The 16,477-nt window shown below is 52.3% G+C and carries 14 protein-coding genes and 1 pseudogene; 2 read left to right on the top strand and 13 right to left on the bottom strand.

All coding sequences use genetic code 11. The annotated features are described in order from the left end of the window. A complete protein-coding gene (locus tag NCG89_RS13660; RefSeq protein ID WP_251087110.1) occupies positions 1 to 1,461 on the bottom strand; it encodes a phosphotransferase family protein in 1,461 nt (486 codons plus the stop codon). Between the two features lie 617 nt (positions 1,462 to 2,078). Between NCG89_RS13660 and NCG89_RS13655 the strand changes: the two genes are divergently transcribed. Beyond that, on the top strand, positions 2,079 to 2,774 hold the full coding sequence (locus NCG89_RS13655) for a MerR family transcriptional regulator (protein WP_251087109.1): 696 nt from the start codon (positions 2,079 to 2,081) through the stop codon (positions 2,772 to 2,774). A 949-nt stretch (positions 2,775 to 3,723) separates the two neighbouring features. On the opposite strand, the gene NCG89_RS13650 is transcribed toward NCG89_RS13655, so the two are convergent. The 4 genes from NCG89_RS13650 to NCG89_RS13635 all read right to left on the bottom strand — a co-directional run bounded on the left by NCG89_RS13650 (position 3,724) and on the right by NCG89_RS13635 (position 8,845). Then, positions 3,724 to 4,452, bottom strand: coding sequence for a hypothetical protein (locus NCG89_RS13650; RefSeq protein WP_251087108.1), 729 nt, complete (start codon positions 4,450 to 4,452; stop codon positions 3,724 to 3,726). 163 nt (positions 4,453 to 4,615) lie between these two features. Further along, positions 4,616 to 5,506 (bottom strand): SDR family oxidoreductase, encoded by an 891-nt coding sequence (locus NCG89_RS13645; protein ID WP_251087107.1) that lies wholly within the window; start codon positions 5,504 to 5,506, stop codon positions 4,616 to 4,618. Between the two features lie 129 nt (positions 5,507 to 5,635). After that, positions 5,636 to 6,313 (bottom strand): hypothetical protein, encoded by a 678-nt coding sequence (locus NCG89_RS13640; protein WP_251087106.1) that lies wholly within the window; start codon positions 6,311 to 6,313, stop codon positions 5,636 to 5,638. 120 nt (positions 6,314 to 6,433) lie between these two features. After that, entirely contained in the window at positions 6,434 to 8,845 is a 2,412-nt protein-coding gene (locus NCG89_RS13635) for a TonB-dependent receptor (protein ID WP_251087105.1), read from the bottom strand. Between the two features lie 750 nt (positions 8,846 to 9,595). Here NCG89_RS13635 and NCG89_RS13630 point away from each other — a divergent pair. Continuing rightward, complete coding sequence (locus NCG89_RS13630; RefSeq protein WP_251087104.1) at positions 9,596 to 10,660, top strand: AraC family transcriptional regulator; 1,065 nt, start codon at positions 9,596 to 9,598, stop codon at positions 10,658 to 10,660. A 32-nt stretch (positions 10,661 to 10,692) separates the two neighbouring features. Here NCG89_RS13630 and NCG89_RS13625 read toward each other — a convergent pair whose 3' ends face one another. The 8 genes and pseudogenes from NCG89_RS13625 to NCG89_RS13595 all read right to left on the bottom strand — a co-directional run bounded on the left by NCG89_RS13625 (position 10,693) and on the right by NCG89_RS13595 (position 16,449). Then, the gene (locus NCG89_RS13625; RefSeq protein ID WP_251087103.1) at positions 10,693 to 11,760 is read right to left on the bottom strand and encodes a 2Fe-2S iron-sulfur cluster-binding protein; all 1,068 of its coding nucleotides are present in this window, start codon (positions 11,758 to 11,760) and stop codon (positions 10,693 to 10,695) included. Positions 11,761 to 12,013: 253 nt separating this feature from the next. Continuing rightward, positions 12,014 to 12,316, bottom strand: coding sequence for an EthD family reductase (locus NCG89_RS13620; protein WP_251087102.1), 303 nt, complete (start codon positions 12,314 to 12,316; stop codon positions 12,014 to 12,016). Positions 12,317 to 12,404: 88 nt separating this feature from the next. Then, a complete protein-coding gene (locus tag NCG89_RS13615) occupies positions 12,405 to 13,409 on the bottom strand; it encodes a zinc-dependent alcohol dehydrogenase family protein (RefSeq protein WP_251087101.1) in 1,005 nt (334 codons plus the stop codon). 14 nt (positions 13,410 to 13,423) lie between these two features. After that, a complete protein-coding gene (locus NCG89_RS13610) occupies positions 13,424 to 13,651 on the bottom strand; it encodes a styrene oxide isomerase (RefSeq protein WP_251087100.1) in 228 nt (75 codons plus the stop codon). A 109-nt stretch (positions 13,652 to 13,760) separates the two neighbouring features. Next, positions 13,761 to 13,877 (bottom strand): annotated as a pseudogene (locus tag NCG89_RS16945) (hypothetical protein); the annotation flags it as partial. Between the two features lie 161 nt (positions 13,878 to 14,038). Then, positions 14,039 to 14,827: an enoyl-CoA hydratase/isomerase family protein gene (locus NCG89_RS13605; RefSeq protein WP_251087099.1), complete on the bottom strand. Its 789-nt coding sequence runs from the start codon at positions 14,825 to 14,827 to the stop codon at positions 14,039 to 14,041. Between the two features lie 79 nt (positions 14,828 to 14,906). Next, positions 14,907 to 15,692: a hypothetical protein gene (locus NCG89_RS13600; protein WP_251087098.1), complete on the bottom strand. Its 786-nt coding sequence runs from the start codon at positions 15,690 to 15,692 to the stop codon at positions 14,907 to 14,909. Positions 15,693 to 15,831: 139 nt separating this feature from the next. Beyond that, complete coding sequence (locus NCG89_RS13595; RefSeq protein WP_251087097.1) at positions 15,832 to 16,449, bottom strand: hypothetical protein; 618 nt, start codon at positions 16,447 to 16,449, stop codon at positions 15,832 to 15,834. Between the last annotated feature and the right edge of the window lie 28 nt (positions 16,450 to 16,477).

The following is a 16,477-nucleotide window of genomic DNA, read 5'->3' as shown; positions in this document are numbered from 1 at the left end:
TCAGGCATTTGCCAGCGCGAGATTCATAAACGAGGGAGTGAAGCCGAGCTCCACCATGGCGTAGCGCAGATCGCGATTTCGACCGGACTGAAGATTGAGGGTGCCTTTATTACCGGCAAGGTAGGTGCGCAGCGCGGCGTACACCATGCCGTAGGCCATCAGTTCCTCCCGGGGAGGACGTCCTCCGGCAGCGAGATAGCAATCCAGAAATTGCTGCCAGTCAATGTGTTGGGCGATATGGGGCCGGATATAGGCCAGGTCCTGCTCCGCTGCGCCAAAGCCAGCGCATTCCCAATCCAGTACGGCGCTGATGCGTCCCTGATCAACCAGTACGTTATGGATATTGAAATCACCGTGGACCAGTACTGGTGGTCGCTCGTCTGCAGGAATGTGCCGCGCCAACCAGTGCATCAGCCACACCAGAAAGGGAGAATCCAGGTGCTGCTCCCCTGCCACGTACCCCTGCCATCCCTCCAGGTTTTTGACATAGGCCTGACGGGTATCACCATCGAGAATGCCGGGTTGATCGTAGGCGGCAGCGTACTCACGAAAGGTTGATAGTGGAAGGCTGTGCAGCTCCCCCAGATACCGCGCCAAATCCAGAAAGACCTGCTCGTCCACCTCACCGCTTAAGCCACCCAAAAAGGCGCCTGGAACGGCTCCTGGGCTACGAGCAACGATATAAAAGTCGGCATCAACCTGCTGCCAGTTTTCGGCGTATGCCAAGGGCTTGGGCGCCGGATACGAATCGGGGAGCGCGCGCAGCAATGCATATTCATTGTCCAGGCGGCAAGCGCCGTGAGCCATGATGGGCGCCGGGTCTAGCTTGCGGACCACCAGCTCAACCCGGTCGCCGACTTCATCAATAAAACTGCAAAGGTAGGTCTGCTTGCCAAAGCCGCCGGGAAGCGCGCGAAAATCCTCCACCTCAACCGCCTGGCCTTTCCAACGGGTTTGGCTATTGATGAAATCCTGCAGCGCCGGCCTTTCCAAGGGCCGCTTGGCGGCGTCTTGCTGGCTTGTCCGAGTGGTGTCGCCGACGGTGATAGCGGCCTGACCGTTATAGTAGGCACGCTCCCATTCTGCCGCCCTGCGGAGCAAGCTCTCCGCAGCAGGATCGTTACTCTCAGCCAGTTGCGAACACACTTCGGTCATCGCCGTGGTCAGGTCATCGTGAGCACTGACCAAGGTGTCAAAGCTGACCTGCTGGGCCAACGCGGACTTCTCCAACGCTGCCAAATTCAGATGTCGCCGGATGTCGCCAAGCAGATCGTAGCCATCGTCTATGGCGCTATGCAGGTTGGCCGCGCCCGCACCCTCGCGCTTGCGCAGCTCCGTGAGAGTGGTCTTCAGGATTTCAAGCGTCGATTGAGCCGCCGTGGAAGTCAATTCCGGCGCAATGTGCTCGTCGAGTGCCGCCAGCGCCAGCGACAGATAGTGGTCATTTCGATTAATGCGCATTCCGGTTCGTCCTCTGCCCAATTTTGAGTATTGGGCTGTTGTTATTTTTCGTACCAATCGCCCAGGTAAAAACGGGGCAATCCGCTATTTTGGCAAAGACTAACCCATGTACGACGGAGCAGCTGAACACTTGTTCAGCGCCCTCACCACACCCAATACTTAAGGAACGTTTGCATAACCTGGCAATGCCTCAGCGGCGTTCTTCGGGCGTGACGGCAAGTGATGGCGCACAATAACTGACCTTAATTGTGGTCATGGATGAGCAGGCAATCGGGAAAACTAGCAGTAAGCGCCAATCAAAAAACGACCATCCAATTTCTGCAGGCGGTGCAACATCACTATTTCATGCCTTTATACCCGGACCCAGCGAAAGCAAATTGCGCCGGTCAACACTGGAGCAGCACTTGACCAAGAATTAAGCCGTCGAATGTTAGTCAGCAACCCTAAAAAGAGCGATGTTTTATCAGCAGAGCCTATAAAGGGCCGTCATTTTGTACCGCATTTCGGCGGTGAAAATGCGAAGCTCAACAACTAGAATAGTAGCGCTCAGGCAGGGAATGGACTGCACTTGCCTGGTGACATATTGTTTGGATAACTCGCTGAGATCTGAGAAAACTATGAAAATGCGTGAATTGGAAGAGCGGACAGGTGTCGGCCGAAAAATGATTCAATACTACCTCCGCAATAACATGTTGCCTCAACCCGAGCGTCCCAAGCCCAATGTTGCTATCTATGGAGAGCAACATGTGAATGCCATCAACTCCATTCGACGCCTTCAAACTGAAGACAGAATGCGCATAGATGAGATAAAACAGTTGCTCAACGGCGACAGAGGAAACATTGCAGCCAGGGCCGAAACAATAGTAAACCTTGAAAAGCTGTTTGCCGCTCATGCAGGTATAAGCTCTGAATTGGTAAATATTGAATCACTGGTGAGTCGAAACGAAAAGGCCCTGAGTGACGCCAAAATTTTGGCTGAAGTCGGTGCGATCACCTTGATTTCGAGGAAAGGAAAAACGCTTCTTTCTCACATTGATGCAGAGATTGTTGCGTCTTGGGGAGACATACGAAAATGTGGTCTGACAGAGGAAGAAGGTTTTGACCCTTCGATTGCTGCGCTACATGTCGAAATCGCCAAAACGCTTGCCACGGCAGAAGTACAAGCATTTCTGGAGCGGGTCTCACCCGACTACTCCACCGAACGAAAGGCTAAGATGGCAGAAGCGGGAAGTAAAACCACATTGGGATTGTTCACTTTGCTAAGGGTAAAGGCAACAGCTGAGGCTTTTCGCTTAATTGAAAACGCTGATTAAATCGAGAAAATCACGAACGGTACACGCAAGCCAACCAGCACATTGCAATAAATGTATTTCTGTGACGACGAAGAAACACATAAAAACCTTGGGTCCCTAGGGTGATTCCGTTCTCGCCCCACTAAAATTGCTTGTTGCATACAAAGGCCAACCCACACAACATCGCTAAGATAGGTAGCGCTGAATATAACTATTGGATGTTGCACCGGCGGTAAATAAAGTCACACTCCGAGCACCTGTGTGGGTGCGAAACAAGGCGGGTTTCGCCGTTAATGGCCCAGTCCGTAGCAAAGAACACAACACGGAGTTGCGCCCGCACAGACGCTCCCGAAGGGCCGCAGCACAGGGGGGGGGGACTGCGTTGCAGCCCTTGCAATGGCCAGGCAAGAACCTGCCCCATGAGCGCAGCGAGTGCTTTGGGTATTCCCTGCGGACTGCGCCTTACCAAAATCCCTTGTGCTGTAGCTGAGCGTAACCTTATTTACCGCATGGACCACTAGCGCGACGCCCAAAAGAGCCGAAGTCGTTATGCTGCCCCGATGCAATGAGAACGAAAAACACGCCGAAGACCAGCAAACCTCCAGAGACAAAAACCCAAATACCCGCTTCGCCGGCAACAGATTTTGACAAAGAAGCACTATCTACAGTGCTCTCCCTTATTTCTCGATCAGGCAAACTCATTAATGTAAATTAGTTTCATTAATGCCTGTTAACACTAATTGAATTGCACCGGTTGAAGGGCATTTTTTCCACCAGCTGGCACACCGCCCGGCCCCTCGGGTTGTGGCTAAAAATCCACCTCTCGTCGTCATTCGGACCTACCGCACTTGCAATGCTGGCTTTCGTTCATTTGGAATAACCAAACTTCTCTTCTCATTTCCGCGCGGCGGCGGCCAGATTGGCGCATTTTTGGTGACAACAGGCGTCATCCAATTAGTGTTAGGGCCCTCTAGTTAAGGGCCAAATTCTGCTTTTCCGGTTTGGACAACTTCAGCATTTCCACAGACATGACCAGAATCCAAATAAAGAAAGCTACGAATGGAATCCAAAGGGCGACGATGCCATGCCAAGAGAATGGGCCATCCTTAAAGAACAACACCATTTGGCCGGGCGCAAACAACAAAACCGCCCAGAGATTAAAGAAGGCAATCCAGCGGGGAAAAGGTTCTTTCCCCTCCGGCGCGAAGAGTATTGGCAGGGCGATGGTTACACACCAGCCACCAAATACCGGCACGGAAAATACAGCAAGGAAATAAGCGGCATCGGCGAGAAATTGCACAATCGTTGGGTCGTACTCGTCCGGGCGAAACGCCATCAATGCCCACGCGAATGCCACTAACAACGCAACCATGGTACCGCAGGCGGTGAACATCAGTTGAATATATGAGAACACCGGGCGAATCTCGCCTCGGCGTGTCTGAGCCGCGATACCCGCGCCATAAGAACCAAATAGTGCGAAGGAGATCATCAGGAAGACTGAACCAACCCGAATACCAATCAAATGTTCAGATACTTTACTGGCAAATACCGCCGCGGGATCATTTGCTTGGAGTAAAGGAGGTAGCATACCACCTAAGAACATGCCGCCAATTATGAAAAAAACGATGGCCAGGAACCCTGACCAAGCGCAGCACAGCATAGATTTTTGAAAAAGCAGATCGTCTTGCACATTACTCATTACTTGCCCCTCGAAACAAGGAATATAAAGATGCTATCTAATCGATTTTGTAGCTTGATGATAGCGCTAAAGTGCTGGCGCCCAAGTTGCTGCCGGAGCAACATTATTAGGTATTGCCAGCACGGCCTAAATGCCGAACATGAAAATTCGCGTGCCGTTTTATCTAACGGCTAGACTGCTTTTTCACCCCGTCTGTAAGCAACTTGGGGGGGATATCGCGATGAAAACCTTCGAAGGCGGTAGCATTGTTATGCTGTTGCGGTGGATTCCAACAGAGGCGAGCGTTAGGCGCCCCGCCATCAACGCGAATGCAAGAACCTGTAATAAACGCAGCTGCAGGCGACAATAGGTATACAACCGCTCCGGAAATTTCAGCGACATTGCCATACCGCTGCATTGGTATAGCCTTGGGAAATTTCAAGATTTCCTTTTGAGCCGCAGGCTCATAGGTATCAAAACCACTGCTAGCTATCCCACCAGGTGCCACACTATTTACCCTGACACCTGAAGGTGCCCACTCGGAGGCTGCGCTTTCGGTTAGCGTCAACATCCCGCCTCGAGAGGCGCCAGAGTGCGCATAATTCGGCCAGCCGTTCCAAATATCGGCGATAATGTTAACGATATTGCCGCCATGCTCTGCCATCCAACGGTTATACACTTCGCGCATCACCATAAAGCCGCCAAATAGATTTAAACGGACAACAGCCTCAAAACCTTTACTGCTTATCTCACTCAAAGCCTGCCGATACTGGCCGCCGGCATTGTTGACTAAGCCATTGATCTTGCCATGCTCTGCGATCACCGCATCGATCATGGAAATAACCTGCCTTTCATCACGAATATCACAGGCGTAAGTTGAGCATTTACCACCATCTTCGACAATTTCGCTTTTCACGCTGTCGAGCTTCTCTAAATTACGACCAACAATAGCGACTGTTGCACCCAGCGACGCCAGTTCATGCGCAGTGCAACGACCAATGCCACTACCACCTCCAGTAATGATGATGACCTGATCGGCAAAGAGGCCGGGACGAAAAACAGATTGAAAACCCATAGGATGACTCCCTAACGACTAAATTGCTCAACTCGCCCCTTTCTCGCAACGGAGCTCACAAATTTTGGCGGAGTATGGCTGCGCCGCTTTTGCAACGGCATCCGCTTATTTCTGCACTGCTTTGACTATCTAAAGAGGGGTAAGGGCCAAAATATTGACCGGAATCACGTCCAGGCCAGGCAGTGCGCTTCCGCCGCCCAGCAAGTCACCCAATACCGGAATCCCCCCATCGAGCAGACCATCAAGGGCAAAGTCACCATCCAGGGCCAACAGACCATCCAAGCCCAAGGGGCCATCCAGTCCTGGAATGGCATCCAGGGCAAGCGGACCATTGATACCCAGCAGGGCGCCTACAACCGGAATGCCGCCGTCAAGGGCGAGTAGACCATCGAGGGCCAGAAGGCCATCAACACCCAGCAGCCCGTCTAGTTCCAACAGACCGCCGAGGGTGTCAACACCGGGCAGGCCAGAGGCTCCACTGGCAGGATTGTTAAGCCCCTCGAGCACATCATTCGCCAAAATGGCGCCTGAGCCGACAACAGACAGGACATCATTGGCTGGCAACGCCGAGCTGATAAAGCTCACGTCAATCACGCTCAGGCCATCAATGGGCAGCTGAGAGGTCAGCGAAGTGCCCGTTGCCGCCAGACCAGAAATGCCGCCCAACGGGTCGGCCAAGGAGGTAATCCCGCTTACGCCGCCCAGAGGCGCCGCCAAGGAAAATACCGTCCCCAGGCCCGGCACGACCGCAAAGCTGTTGCTGGCCAGCGAGGCAAACAGCAGCGTTCCACAAAGTTGTTTTTTCATTATCAATCCACCCTTATTTATCAATGTGTCAGGAAAGTGATGATAGCGCCGCAACGCCCGAAAAAAGCGACCGACAACACAACCGGGTTATGTTGCCGACCGCAACTGGGTGTTCAGGGCTTAATTCAGGAAGACATCAAAATCCCACTTGAGCTTCAGGCCGTACAAGCGAGGCGGCGCCAAAGTCACCGAGCGACCAAAGTCCTGCTGCAGAATCGAGGAGAAGTATTCCTTGTCCTTGACGTTATCCACAAAGGCAGTCAGCTGCAGACCCCAGGGGTCAAAGAAGTAGCTGCCCCGCAGTGACCACAGTTCGTATTGGTCCTGCACGAAGAAGGGCGAGTTCTGGGGGGTGGTGAAGTATTCACTCTTGTAGGAGTAATCCACCGCCACTTCGAAGGCACCGATATCCCCCGCATCAATGAACTGGTTCACCGATACCGCAGAGGTCAGCTCGGGTGCCCGGGGCACCTTGTTGCCCGTGAAGTCACGGGGACCGTTGGCAAAGTCCGCCAGGGAGATGGGCAGTTCCAGACCGAGCAGGTCGGTCGCAATGTCTTCCAGACCACCGGGACCGAAATACAGGCCGGTGTCATCATCAAAGCCTTCGCCGTTCTTGTAGTCGGTAAACTCGGAGTTCACGTAGGTGGCACCACCGGTGATCGCCAGGCCGGGGTTCATGTCCGGCATTGGCTGCCACTGGAAGTCAAACTCCACGCCCTTGGCTTCGGCGCTGCCGGCGTTGGCGTAGCGCACGATCGCACCGGAGGTAAAGGACACAATCCCGGTCAGCAGCTTGTCGGTCTTGGAGGCAAACAGGGCACCGTTCAACTGCAGGGCGCCGTCCAGCCACTCGGACTTGAAGCCCAGCTCCGCGGCAACCGCTTCTTCACCTTCGACCGGATCGGGGCTGCCGAAGAAGTTAACAATGTTGTAGGTCGGGCTCTTGTAGCCTTTCTGAATAGACGCGTAGATCTGAGCCGTTTCGGTGGGGAACCACTGCACGTTGATCTTGGGCGAGAAGGTGGTCTCTTCCAGCGGTGGTCCACCAAAGTCGAGCAGGCGGGAGTTACAGGACTTGTCGCTGCCCTGATAGTAGCTCACGTCGGTGCCGTAGCTGCCGTCACCGCCAGCACACCCGGTGTCCACCAGGTCCAGCGCGGTATTGCCGATTTCCCGGGTCTCTTCCTGGTAACGGGCGCCCAGGGTCATGGCCCACTCTTCGTTAAAGCGCCAGGTGCCCTGGAAGTACAGCGCGTCAGACTCGGTGGTCAGCAGACCGCCGGATTCAAGCACCGCACGGCTGCCAGAGTCACCCAACAGGCCGGTAATGCTGCCAGGCAGCAGGCCGGTGGCCAACCCGTTGTTGAGGAAGAAGAACAGGCGGCCGAAACCGCCTTCGGCTTCCAGGCGGTAGTAACCGGCCACCCACTCCAGGTTCTCAGACAGGGGGGTGTCGGCGTTGGACAGGATCTGCAGCTCGTAGGTCTGCTGATCGTTGTACTGGTCGTAGGTGAAGAAGCCGGAGCGGTCTTCATCGGTGGAGTCGTAGTCGTACTGACCCCAGTCCACGTCAGCCAGCTGGTCGGAGTAGATGAACTTCACGTCCACCGGGCCGGGGCGCCATTCAAAGATGGTGCCGTACATGGTGTTGATGGTGGCGTTACCGCCTTCGTAGTTGGTGTCGGTATCCCGGTCGGCGGTATCGGTTTCACAGCCGGCACACAGAATGGGTGAGGGCCGGGTGTTTTCCTGCACCAGGGAGTTGCCGTTGAACTGGTTCACGTAGGAGCCAATCAGGGTCAGGCTGAAGTCTTCCAGGAAGTCCCACTTGAATTTGACCCGGCCCCCTTCGGAGAAGTCTTCCCGCCAGGGACGGGGCTCGCCGTTGCTGAAGTTGGTGCCGTAGTTCTCGTGGGTGTCACTGAAGGCGGCCAGGGTGATGCCGGCGCCATCAAACAGGGGCAGACCGAGGTAGGCCTGGTATTCCTGGCTGTCGTAGTTGCCGCGAGTGGCTTTGATGTTACCGACGATTTCATCGATCGGCGGATCTTCGGTGACGATGCTGATGGCACCGGCGGTGGCGTTACGGCCAAACAGGGTGCCCTGGGGGCCCTTGAGGACCTCAACCCGCTTAACGGGGCCGAGGGCGTCTTGCTTGCCTTGGCTGGCGGGGATGTTGATACCGTCGATATAGGTGGCCACCGAGGGGTCGGCGTTGGGCAGGAAGGCGTCACTGCCCACTCCCCGCAGGTAGATCAGGGTGTAGCCGTAGGTGTAAGTGAAGGTCAGTCCGGGGGTAATCTTTTGCAGGTCGGCGGTGTCTTCAATATTGAATGCATCCAGTTTCTCGCCAGAGAAGGCCTGGATCGCAATCGGCACGTCTTGGGAGTCTTCCTCCCGCTTCTGGGCCGTTACCGTGACTTCCTCGAGGAGTCGGTTACTCCGTCTCTCTTGCTCTTCCTGAGCAAGGCCACCCATAGAATACGCGGACAGCGACGCGATCGCTGCGACGAGTAATTTCTTTTTCATCTAATTGCTCCATTCTTATGATTTAGGTGAAAAAAGACTCCCGAACGCCAAATGAAACGAGAATCGGGCAAGCTGATTTATCTTTTGGATCTGTAGGGGCCCCAGCATCCAGCCACTTTGCATTCTTAGTTATTCTGGGATTATGGATAATTCATTTATCCATAATTATATTATCCATATTATCCCATCCCGTGTAAAGATGGAGATTTTTTCTTTAAATATCATAAGGTTGAAAACACTCAAGACAAAAGACCGCACCGTCACCCAGAACAAAAGCGCATTCTCTGAGCTTTTTCCACGAGCTTTATAGCTAACAATGGTTTAGAGGCAGCAGGAGCCACCGAGGCAACAATCAGGCATCATGACAGCGCGGTTGCGGAAAGCTTTTTCCAATCACTAGAGTGAAAGCAGATAAAGCGCAAAATATACGCGACCCGAGGTAGAGCAAAGAAGATACACTCATGCCATCAAGATGCCTCCCAACACAAAACGACAGCATGCCCCCCCAACACTATGGACTGCCGCCTGTGGATGATGATCGCAAGTATTTTAAAAAGACCAAAAAACGTCTAGTGAACTAATGGCGACTCAAACAATACTGCCGAAATTGTGTGATAACATGCTCTCGTTGCAAGCTTACAGAATCTAACGACAAAGAAATCGCAATCTAATATCAAAAACTACTCATATTGGACTATTTTTCCTCGTCGAAAATTTTAGCAATTTGTCATTACGCAAGGAATGATGACTGTGCGCCCAGTGAACAAAACCACCGAAGATTTACTCTCACCATCAATACCAACAAACTACTCTCGCTTAATTGCGAGATCACTTGGTTTAAATGAAAAAAACCTCGCCGAAATCTTGGTCGGAACTGGCATATCAACAAAAGAATTTTTGCGCGATGACACCCGTCTGACAGGGCTTCAGCAAATACAACTTTTCAGCAATGCGCAACGACTATCGAAGGTTCCACATCTCGGCTTACAGTTCGGCCAAAGAGTAACGCCATCTACCCATGGCGCCATAGGGTTTTTAGTAAATTCCAGCCCCACCCTGCTGGACGCACTCAACGCCTTTCGCGATTTCCTCCCATTACGCATGCATCTAACGCAGTTCACCATTGGAACCGATGCTAATTGGTTAAGCTGCAATCTTCACGTTCACCCCGAAGTTCCTCAACACCTTCACAGATTATTTTTAGAAGTATTGTGCCTTGCAATTTACGCCATAACCGAATCAACGCTAGGACAACCCCCAGCAGGAGCGGAGCTATATCTAACCTACCCAGAACCAGAGTACGGAGCACGCTACCGGGAAATAATGGCTTGTAACATTCACTTCGGTGCTGCAGAAAACTGCCTAAAAATTCCAAAGAACCTAGCCAGCGTCACCAACATCTCTGCAGACCAACACAGCTATGAAATAGCCCAGCGTCAATGCAAAGAGCTTTCACAGCACTTTTACAAAGACTTGCATACAACCAAATCTCAAGTGCGCCGCCTACTTCTATCGATCCCCAACCACCAAATATCTAGCCAAGAAGTCGCCTCTGCCATGTTTATTAGTGGCAGCACTTTATCTCGTCGGTTGGCCGACGAAGGAACCAGCTTCCGGGAGATTAGAGATGAAGTGCTATCCTCGCTAGCAGCAGGCTATCTTAAAAACAGCCAGCTATCGATCGAAGCTATTTCAAGCTTACTTAACTACCACGACAGTTCAAATTTTAGACGCGCATTTAAACGCTGGTTTCAGATAACACCCGATCAATATCGCAAAAATTATTCGAACCAAAAGTCCGACGAAAAAATTTAAATTTTCATCGGACTGAAAAAAAGCGGCGCATCCTATTCTGCTCGTGATAGCCCGTGACTAGCATCAAGGAACTTGTCAGCATGAATATTGTTCTCAAGTATACCCAGCTCTGAAACCGTTTCGCTTACCGCATCTATCATAGGCGGCGGCCCGCAAAGGTACACCTGAGTATCAGAGGAAATATACTGCCCCGCTTCGGAAGCAATGGCCGTATTCACAAATCCTCGCAACCCATTCCAGTCACTGTCTGCCGGCTCATCAGACAGCACAGGAATAAACTGAAATGCGCCATCCCACGCCTTACTAATGGCCTCAATTCGTTCCAGGCAGTACAGATCAGCCTGAGAACGCGCCCCAAAAAACATCACACAAGGGCGACCCAGGGGCTTTTTCACCGCCTGTTCCAATAAACTTATGATTGGTGCCAAACCGCTGCCACCACCAACACAAATGATGGGCCCACGCCCCTCTCGCAGCCAGAAATTGCCAGAAGGGCCGTGCACCTTCACAGCACTGCCGGCAAGCTTTTGATCAAATAGTGCGGACGTGAACTCACCACCGGGCACTTTGCGAATGAATAGCTCTATGTTGCGCACCCCATCTTCTGCCGGCGGCAGAGCAAACGAATACGAACGCCCGCCATAAACCTCATCTGAATAAATTTGCACATACTGCCCGGCATCAAACCAAATGGGACGATCCAACTCAATGACGACCTTCTTGGTGTCGTGAGTTAGGTCTTCTGTAGCAACTATTTTTCCCTCGAAATCTTCCGGTGGGTGCAACTGCTTGAGTTCAAAATTGGGAATATGAAAAACCGCATCCGACTTGAGAGCTGTTTGGCATGTCAAAACCATGTTGCTTTGTAGTTCATCGGCTTCCAGAACGTAAGCAAAATTTGTAAGCTCTCTAATTTTGCCCTCATCCACTCGGCATTTACAGCTACCACAAGTTCCCACCGTACAACTGTGGGGCATCGCGTAACCGTGTGAGAGGCCAGCTTCTAGTACCGATTGCCCAGGTTTTACTTCAAACGAAATCCCCGCCGGCATAATCGTCGCTTTTTTTGCTGTCGGTTTTAAAAATGAAAAAAGTGACACAGACTTACCTCAACTAGCCATCTATTACCGAGTGAAAATTCTTGCTTTTCCACCGCGCTCAAAATAGCCAACAAACTATTCCCAAGCGGCGCAAAGAAACAGGTCATTTTTTACCATCAAGGGGTCATTTCTAATCACTTAGCCACGACCAGTTATAAGTGCCAAGAAAAATTTAACTTCACATCTCGAGCAGACAACACTACACAGCCGCACTTCGAACGCCACCCGCAGTGCCTGGCATGTGTTGACTAAGCTACATCGGCGTGAGGATTTCGCTGACCTGGATGGTTGGCTGGGCGTCGGTGTACATCGGAATGTCGGCTAGAAGCTCGGCACTGGTCTGGGCAAATATGGCTTCCCAGTTGGCTTGATTCTCAAACACCATAAAGGCGATGGCCTGGTAGGTCGGCGGGATGATGCCCTCCGCGCCCTTCATGACGAACCACTTTAGCGGTTTCATTTTTTCTTGGACCATACCCATGTGAACGGGAATGTAATATTCCCAGTCAAACTTCTCGCTTTGCGGATACATTACCTGAACAGCAATTTTATTCATTTTTATAACTCCTTAAGTCAACCGTGCATGCGGTGCCTGATCTTTAGTAAAGCCACCAAAACAAAGTACTTTGGGGCGTGTGAGAGGATCAATCAACATTCAGAACGACTTTGCCAACGTGCTGGCCGGAAAGCAGGTGCTCAAATGCATCTACAATGCCAGTGAGCGGGAAGGTGCGATCGACCACCGGTTGAATCCGGTGCTGCTGGAGAAAATCCACCATTCTATCTTGCATTGCATGGTTACCCACGGCAATCGGAAAAAGTCGCTGCTGCTTGAGGAGTAACTGTGCGAGATTAAGCTGGCACTCAAGCCCACCGAGAATCCCTATCAGCACAAGGTTGGCACCCATTTTCCCAGCATCAATTGACTGGCTCAGGGTTAGGCCGCCACCGACGTCAAGCACATGGTCTACGCCGCCCTGCGCCAACTCAAATACAGCCATTCCCCAATCGGGGTTCTCCCGATAGTTCAGGGTGTAGTCGGCGCCGAGGTCCTGCAAGCGCTGCATTTTTTCCTTGCTGGAAGACGTAGCATAAACAATGGCGCCGGCGGCCTTTGCCAGCTGTAAACCAAAAATGGAGACACCGCCGGTCCCCTGGATCAATACTTTGTCGCCGGGTTGAATGTTGCCAATTTCGAACAGAGCCCGCCACGCCGTCAATGCGGCGCATGGGAGGGTGGCCGCCTCCTGGTAGGAGTAGCCGTCAGGCATGCGGGTCAGCACATTCGCAGGCAATACGCTGCACTGGGTAGCGTAACCATCACAGCTGTCGCCGCTGAGCTCGGCTGTGCCGACGGGTTCCGGGGCACCCTCCTGCCAACCTGGGAAGAAGGTGCTCATTACCTTGTCACCCACCTGCCACTTCGTCACACCCTCCCCTACTTCCATCACTTCGCCCGCCGCATCTGAACAGGGAATGCGACCGTCCTCGGTGGGGAGCATGCCGGATGCAACGGCGTAATCGTGAAAGTTCAGGGACACCGCCCGCCAGCGGACTTTGACGGTGCCTGGGACGGTAGAGGGCTCCTCAACCTCGGCTATTTGCAGAGAGGAAATCTGCGCGGGCAAGCGGATTTTTACGGAATTCAATTTACGTGTCTCCATTACTTACTTTCGTTGCTAAAGGCTCGGCGAATAACAATAAATATCGCGATTAATGAAATCAACGCGAAAACCAGCGCAGGCGCGAGACCGCGGAATGCCGCCAGATTGGTGTCACTCAGGCGGTTGTCGCCAAGGGTCAGGGCCCGGTTGGGTGCTAGCAGTACGGCGAAGTAGAACAGGGTATGGGCATAGCCGGTGCCAATCAATATTCTGCGAAGCGTTCTCACAACTCTGTTGGTAATGCAGAGTGTGTGAATCAGCAAAGCTGACAATAATGATGCGCAAGCCTTTGGGCATGCCGCCAATGTGGGTTCCGACCCAGCCATCTTCATCACCCGGAATAGAAAATTCAAGAATTCTGCCAGGATAATCTCCAAACCGGAGATCAGATTGGAAAGAAGCCCCCCCTGCAAGTACGCCCAGAAATAAAATAATTGCGCCGTGACCAATCATATGACGTAGTTCTGCGCATATCGTTTCTCATTTTGATTAGGCTATTTTTTTGCTCTTCAGGAACTATTCATCCATATCGCAAAAGCAGTTTTGCCGTTGATTTCGCTAGCTCGGTGCGCGGCAGATTATAGAAAACTCGCTGCCCCCCCCGCCCGCATCCGCTATTTTCCGCGGAAGACTACAGGCTGCTTGCCAATGACGGCGCGAACCGCGTCCCAGGAATCTTGGGTTTTCGCGCAACGGGCGATAGCCTGGGCCTCCAGCTCCATTTGGGTTTCGATGGACGTGTCCCAGGTACTCATTAGCAAGCGTTTCATTTCGCCGAAGGTCAGAGTAGGGCCGGCAGCCAAGGTTGCGGCCAGGCTGCGGGCCTCCTTCAGCAAATCTTCATCAGCGACTACCCGATTAACCAGGCCGTTAGCCATGGCGGTCTGGGCGTCCCAGGTTTCATTGAGCATAAAAAACTCGGCGGCTTTGCGACTGCCAACTCGACGAGGGAGGTAGTAACTGCCGGAACCGTCACTGACATAGCCAATTTTGTTGTAGGCGGCATAAAATTTGGCTGACGCGCTGGCAAGAGCGAAATCGGCCATTGCGGTGAGCGCTGTGGAACCGCCAGCAGCGAGGGCGTGCACGGCGATGACAACCGGTGCATCAGCTCTGGCGAAGCGAGCTATCGCCATGTGCAAATCTGCAGTGGCGCCCTTTAACCGTCGCGCCATGTCATTACTCTCTCCTCCACCAAGCCATTTCAGATCGGCGCCAACACTAAAAAATCGCCCCTCTGCCCGTAGCAGAATTGATCTTACCGCGCCGTTTTCACTGCATTCATTAGCGGCATAACAGAGCTCCGAACAGAACACGTCATCGAAGGGATTCCCTCTGTCAGGTTGGCTGAGCACAACCTCGGCAATATTGTCTTGAATGGTGACGGTGACTGACTGTGTCATAGTTTGACTCCCATATTATATTTTTCCTCACCCTGAGAGGTACCCAACACTTACAAGCAGCAAATCGCCCTAAATTAAATCATCCTGCTTGCTTGGCAATAGTTTGCGAAGCCAGATAGCGCTCGTCCAAATCGGCATTTTCTTTAATTATCGGCTGCATATTCTCCCGCTCTTCTCGGAGCAATGCGCGGTACAGGAAGGTATTGGTGACGACTAAATACGCCCCCCAAACCAGAACAGGCACGTAGAAGGCAATCAGGCCGTGATATGCAAAAGGCCCTGATTTGAAAAAAGCAGGGCCGATTGCACCAAGCATTGTCGACGCCGAAAACAGCGTAATCCAAGCCATCCAATGGGGTACCAAAGGTTGCTCGCGTTTGTCTTTTAATTCAACTATCGCAGACGAAATCATCTCGATGGCCAGATATACCCAGCCAAAAAGAAAGGCAAACCACGCCCAATCTGAAAATGCCTGAATCACATGAGGATCTGTTTGCGCTCGGTAGGAACACACTATCCAAGCACATGCATTGAGGAAAACAATCAAGGAAATGAAAATGCCGCACACTGCGGTGGTAATAGAAAGAATAGGCGATCTACCCTCAATCTTCGCCAACATCAGCCCCCACTGAATCGAACCTGGGGTCAACAATGCACTACCGATATAAAGAAGGGTGCACCCCAAAATGGTCTGCCAGCGATAGCTGTCAGAGAACCACTGTTTGGTTTCTTCGAGAGTCAAATCCGCTGGCGCTGGGGATATAAAATTTGCTATTCCCAGCCAGCCAATTACCGTTAATGCCACGAAAGCGTACGTACATATCAGAGCCGCCTTCTGCCAAGTGTAGTCGCTTTTCGCTGCCATTGCTTACTCCACCAACAACTGCCGCCATCAAACACAGCGCGCTTGATAGCAGCTCGATCTAAAAAAAAGGCCGTCGCGTGACAGCCAAATGGGTGATGCGTTTATTCTCAAAAAGAGTCTTTTCTAAATCAGTTAAAAATTAGGGTGCTGAGGACAGAATAAGATTTACCACATCCACCGGCGCCAGTAGCCCGAGCTCATTGCTCGGCAGACCGGGCAACTCTCCCAATGGGATTCCCAAAGGCATAGGCGCACTTAACAGAGGAACTGCGGGCACCGCCACCAGACTCGGATCGATAATGCTTCCTCCTCCGGCAAGGAAGCTCAACAGAGTTCCCGGCGCCTCATATAAAACAAAGAAGCCAGGCACAAACCCCCTCAGCAGGGGCGGAGCCAACGGTACTGGAGCAAATGTGCTTGGGCTTTGGGCAATCGCCAAAACACCTTCAACAGCCGTCAAATACTCGGTAGGATCAGCAATCGATGCTGGATCGAGCATTTGTCCAAAAGCAACCATATCAATATTTGGCGTAAGGCTGCTGGCCAGATCCAGGCCTTCAAACCCGCCACCCAAGAGATCGGTTCCGGGCAGGCCACCACCCAGCTCGAAACTCCCCAACACATCCAGATTAGATAACAAACCCAGATCGCCAAGGGCTGGGATGGCCAACTGGGCATGCCCCGCCGCGCTAGCAGCTGCAAATACAGCGCCGAAAATCAAATTCCGGCCTTTCTTACCAATACCATTCTTATTCATTTAACCACCTCATAGATGTCTAAATTTA

This window comes from Spongiibacter taiwanensis (assembly GCF_023702635.1).
GTDB lineage: Bacteria > Pseudomonadota > Gammaproteobacteria > Pseudomonadales > Spongiibacteraceae > Spongiibacter > Spongiibacter taiwanensis.
This window is presented reverse-complemented; position numbering and strand designations above follow the sequence as displayed.